General features: G+C 70.9%; 3 protein-coding genes and 1 pseudogene. All 4 read right to left on the bottom strand.

Annotation, left to right across the window (positions count from 1 at the left end; genetic code table 11):
- Positions 1-17: 17 nt before the first annotated feature.
- The gene (locus U9977_RS26560; RefSeq protein ID WP_322752009.1) at positions 18-668 is read right to left on the bottom strand and encodes a response regulator transcription factor; all 651 of its coding nucleotides are present in this window, start codon (positions 666-668) and stop codon (positions 18-20) included.
- The gene (locus U9977_RS26555) at positions 661-1,857 is read right to left on the bottom strand and encodes a sensor histidine kinase (protein ID WP_322752010.1); all 1,197 of its coding nucleotides are present in this window, start codon (positions 1,855-1,857) and stop codon (positions 661-663) included. The genes U9977_RS26560 and U9977_RS26555 overlap by 8 nt, the downstream gene beginning before the upstream one ends.
- 5 nt (positions 1,858-1,862) lie before the next feature.
- Positions 1,863-2,627 carry a hypothetical protein gene (locus tag U9977_RS26550; protein ID WP_322752008.1) on the bottom strand — a complete coding sequence of 255 codons (765 nt, stop codon included), beginning with the start codon at positions 2,625-2,627 and terminating at the stop codon, positions 1,863-1,865.
- A gap of 41 nt (positions 2,628-2,668) precedes the next feature.
- Positions 2,669-3,137: pseudogene (locus tag U9977_RS26545) on the bottom strand (ABC transporter ATP-binding protein); the annotation flags it as partial.

Below are 3,137 nucleotides of genomic sequence, written 5' to 3'. Positions count from 1 at the left end.
GAAATCGGCGTTAGAGGTCATGTCTGGATGAGTCCGTGGTGGTGGGCGTAGAGCACCGCGTGTACCCGGTCGCGGAGGTCGAGTTTGGTGAGGATGTGGGAAACGTGACTTTTGACGGTGGGTTCGGCGAGGGTGAGGGTGTGGGCAATTTCGCGGTTGGACAGCCCTTGGCCGACGAGGCGGAGGATTTCGGTTTCCCTAGGGCTCAGCACGGCGGGTGGCGGGTTGGACACGGCGGCGGATCTAGCGAGGCCCGGTAGAACACGGTCGAGGAGCCGGCGGGTGACCGACGGGTCGAGGATGACGTCGCCTCTGGCGGCGGTCCGGACCGCCGCGACGAGCTGGTCGGGGGTGGCGTCCTTGAGCAGGAAGCCGCTGGCGCCGGCGATCAAGGCCCGGTCGACGTATTCGTCTTCGCCGAAGGTGGTCAGCACGAGGACCTTCACGCCTGCCATCTGGCTGGTGGCGGTGATGCCGTCGAGGATCGGCATCCGGATGTCCATGAGCACGACGTCGGGCCGCAGATCGCGGGCAAGCTCAACGGCGTCAGCGCCGTTGCCAGCTTCCCCGACGACGGTGAGGTCGGGCTGGGCATCAAGGATCAGACGGAATCCCTGACGCATCAGTGGCTGGTCATCGACGACGAGGATTCTGATCGGGTCAGTCACGGCCGGGTCCGGTGGGGATCCGGGCGTGGAGGGACCAGGTTGCGCGTTCGGCGTCGGGACCGGCGATGAGCTGCCCGCCGAGCAGGTCAACCCGGGCGTGCATGCCCGCGAGGCCGCGTCCGCCGCCGGTGGCCTCAGTGCGGGTCGACGCCGTGTGGTTGAGGATGTGAACGCGGACCTCGTCCAGCGTGTAGGTGATCGTGACGGCAGTGGGGACGAGCCCGGCGTGTCTGGCCACGTTGGTCAGTCCCTCCATCACGATGCGGTTCACTGCCTGGCCGACTACGGTTGGAACCTCGCTGGGGGGCCCGATGACGTGGAGTTCGCAAGGCAGACCCGCCGCGCGGACCCGGTCTAGGAGACCCGGCAGGTCGGTAAGGCCGGCTGCCGCGGGCGCCAGCGGCTCGTGAAGGCGGCCGTCTGTTTCCTGGTGCGCCGGGTCGCTGTGCAGGATACCGACGAGGCGTCGCAGCTCGCTCATCGCCTGCCGGCCGGTACCAGCCATGCTGACGAGCAGGCCGCGCACCTGGGTCAGGTCATCGGCGGCGGCAGTTGCGGCGCCGGCCTGCACGACGAGAAGCGCGACATGATGACCGATCACGTCGTGCAGGTCGGCGGCGATCCGGATCCTTTCCTCCAACACCGCCTGGCGGGCGCTCAGAGCCCGCTCGTGTTCGGCCCGGTCGGCCCGGTCCCGCTCGGCTTCCAGCAGCGTATGGCGTTGGTCGATGTACAGGGCAAGGCTGATCGCCGCCGCGAGCAGGACCAAGGCGCTGGCCGCCGCGGACGGCCGGGAAGCCGCGGTGCCCAGGGTCGCCAGCCCCACAGCCGCGGACCCGGCCCCAGCGGCCACGCTGAAGGTCTGCCACGGGCCGCTTCCACGCATAATGAAGAAGCTGGCGGCGGCGATCGCGGGCACCGGGCTGACCGCGGCCAGGTGCGCCGCGAGGCACCCGGCCAGAAGGCTCAGCCCGATCGCAGCCACCGCAACCACGGCCGGCGCCCGCCGACGCAGCGCCAACACGGCGACCGCGGCCGCCTGCGCGCCGATTGCCGCGTCGATACGGACCTGGCCGGCGGACGGGGTCACGTCCGCGCTGGCGAGGCTGGCCAGCCCCGCGGCGGCGACGACCGCCAGCAGCGCCGCGTCTCTGGCTCGACTGAACCAGCGACGCGCCGCCGCCCTCATTCCGGTCACGCCGCCCGGGTCTGCGTCCGCCAGAACCCGCCAACCAGCGCGGCCAGCGCCCATCCCGTGACAACCACCAGGGCGACGGTGACCCCGACCGCCACCGAGCGTGGTTGCGATCCCGGTGAGAGGGGAAGCAGCCGGTCCAGTCCGGCCGTCGGCAGCAGCAGGCGGACCCGGCCGAGCGCGCCCGCCTGCTCGAGCATGCGGGACAGCTGCATCGCCCCGGCGAGCAGCCCGATCACCAGCCCACGTGCCCCGATCAGCGGCGCGAGACCGAGCGCGAGCAGGCCGTTGACTACGACAACCGCCAGCACGGCCGCGGATCCCTGCGCGGCCACCACCGCCGATACCGTCGTGCCGGGCAACAGCAGCGCCCCGCCGATCGCGATGGCCAGCGCGAGCAGCGTGAGTGGCACCAGCACGGCCAGGACCCCCGGAATCCGCGCCGCGAACAGCGCCCACCGGCAGCGGCCGGTGCTCACCGCGTCGCGGAACACACCGCTGTCCTCGTCCGCGGTGCCGGCAGTCGCGCCGACCGACAGGCCCGCGAAACCCGCGAGATAGAACAGCAGCTGCTCCGCGTGGTCCAGCCCCGCCGATCCTCCCGGCGCGGGATGACGCACGGGATCACCTAGATGCTGAAGACCAGTGACTAGGTAGAGCATAACCACCCCGCCGACCGTCAGCGCGACCGAGACCGCCATCAACGACCGGCGCCGGCGGAGCTTGGTCACCTCCGCGCCGACCATTGCCGGTGAACCACCCATCGTCGTGCTCCTTTTCCGTGCGTCGTCCCGCTCGATACCCGTCACCGGTTCGCCGTGTCGTCGTGCGCGCGGCTGGCCGTAAGCGCCAGGTAGGTCTCCTCCAGCGAGGTGTGGAGCCGCTCGAAACGGCGGACGCCCACACCCGCGGCGGCCAGTTCGCGGTTCACCCGCACTGGGTCGACGCCGGTGGCGAGCCGCAGCCGCAGGACCCCATCGGCCGTGCCGTCGTCGTGGATCTCGCGCGTCAGACCACGATCGGTCAGCACCCGCCAGGCGAGGTCCCGGTCAGGGGTGTCCAGCAGCACGCCATCGGAACGGTCCGTCAGCTCGGCGACCCGGCCCGACGCGATTACTTGTCCCCGCTCCAGCACGGCCACCTCATCGCACGTCTTTTCCACCTCGTCCAGCATGTGGCTGCTCAAAAACACGGTCCGGCCCTCGTCGGCCAACTCGCGCAACAGGCCCCGCATCTGCCGGATCCCGGCCGGGTCCAGCCCGTTCATCGGCTCG

It is taken from the genome of Protofrankia sp. Cas8 (genome assembly GCF_963555845.1).
Lineage (GTDB): Bacteria > Actinomycetota > Actinomycetes > Frankiales > Frankiaceae > Protofrankia.
Note: the sequence above shows the minus strand (reverse complement) of the source record. Positions and strands in the feature narration are given on the sequence as shown.

Excerpts from the sequence above, each read along its gene's own strand:
- U9977_RS26550 (WP_322752008.1), bottom strand. The coding sequence starts at position 2,627 with ATGGGTGGTTCACCGGCAATGGTCGGCGCGGAGGTGACCAAGCTCCGC.
- U9977_RS26555 (WP_322752010.1), bottom strand. The coding sequence starts at position 1,857 with ATGAGGGCGGCGGCGCGTCGCTGGTTCAGTCGAGCCAGAGACGCGGCG.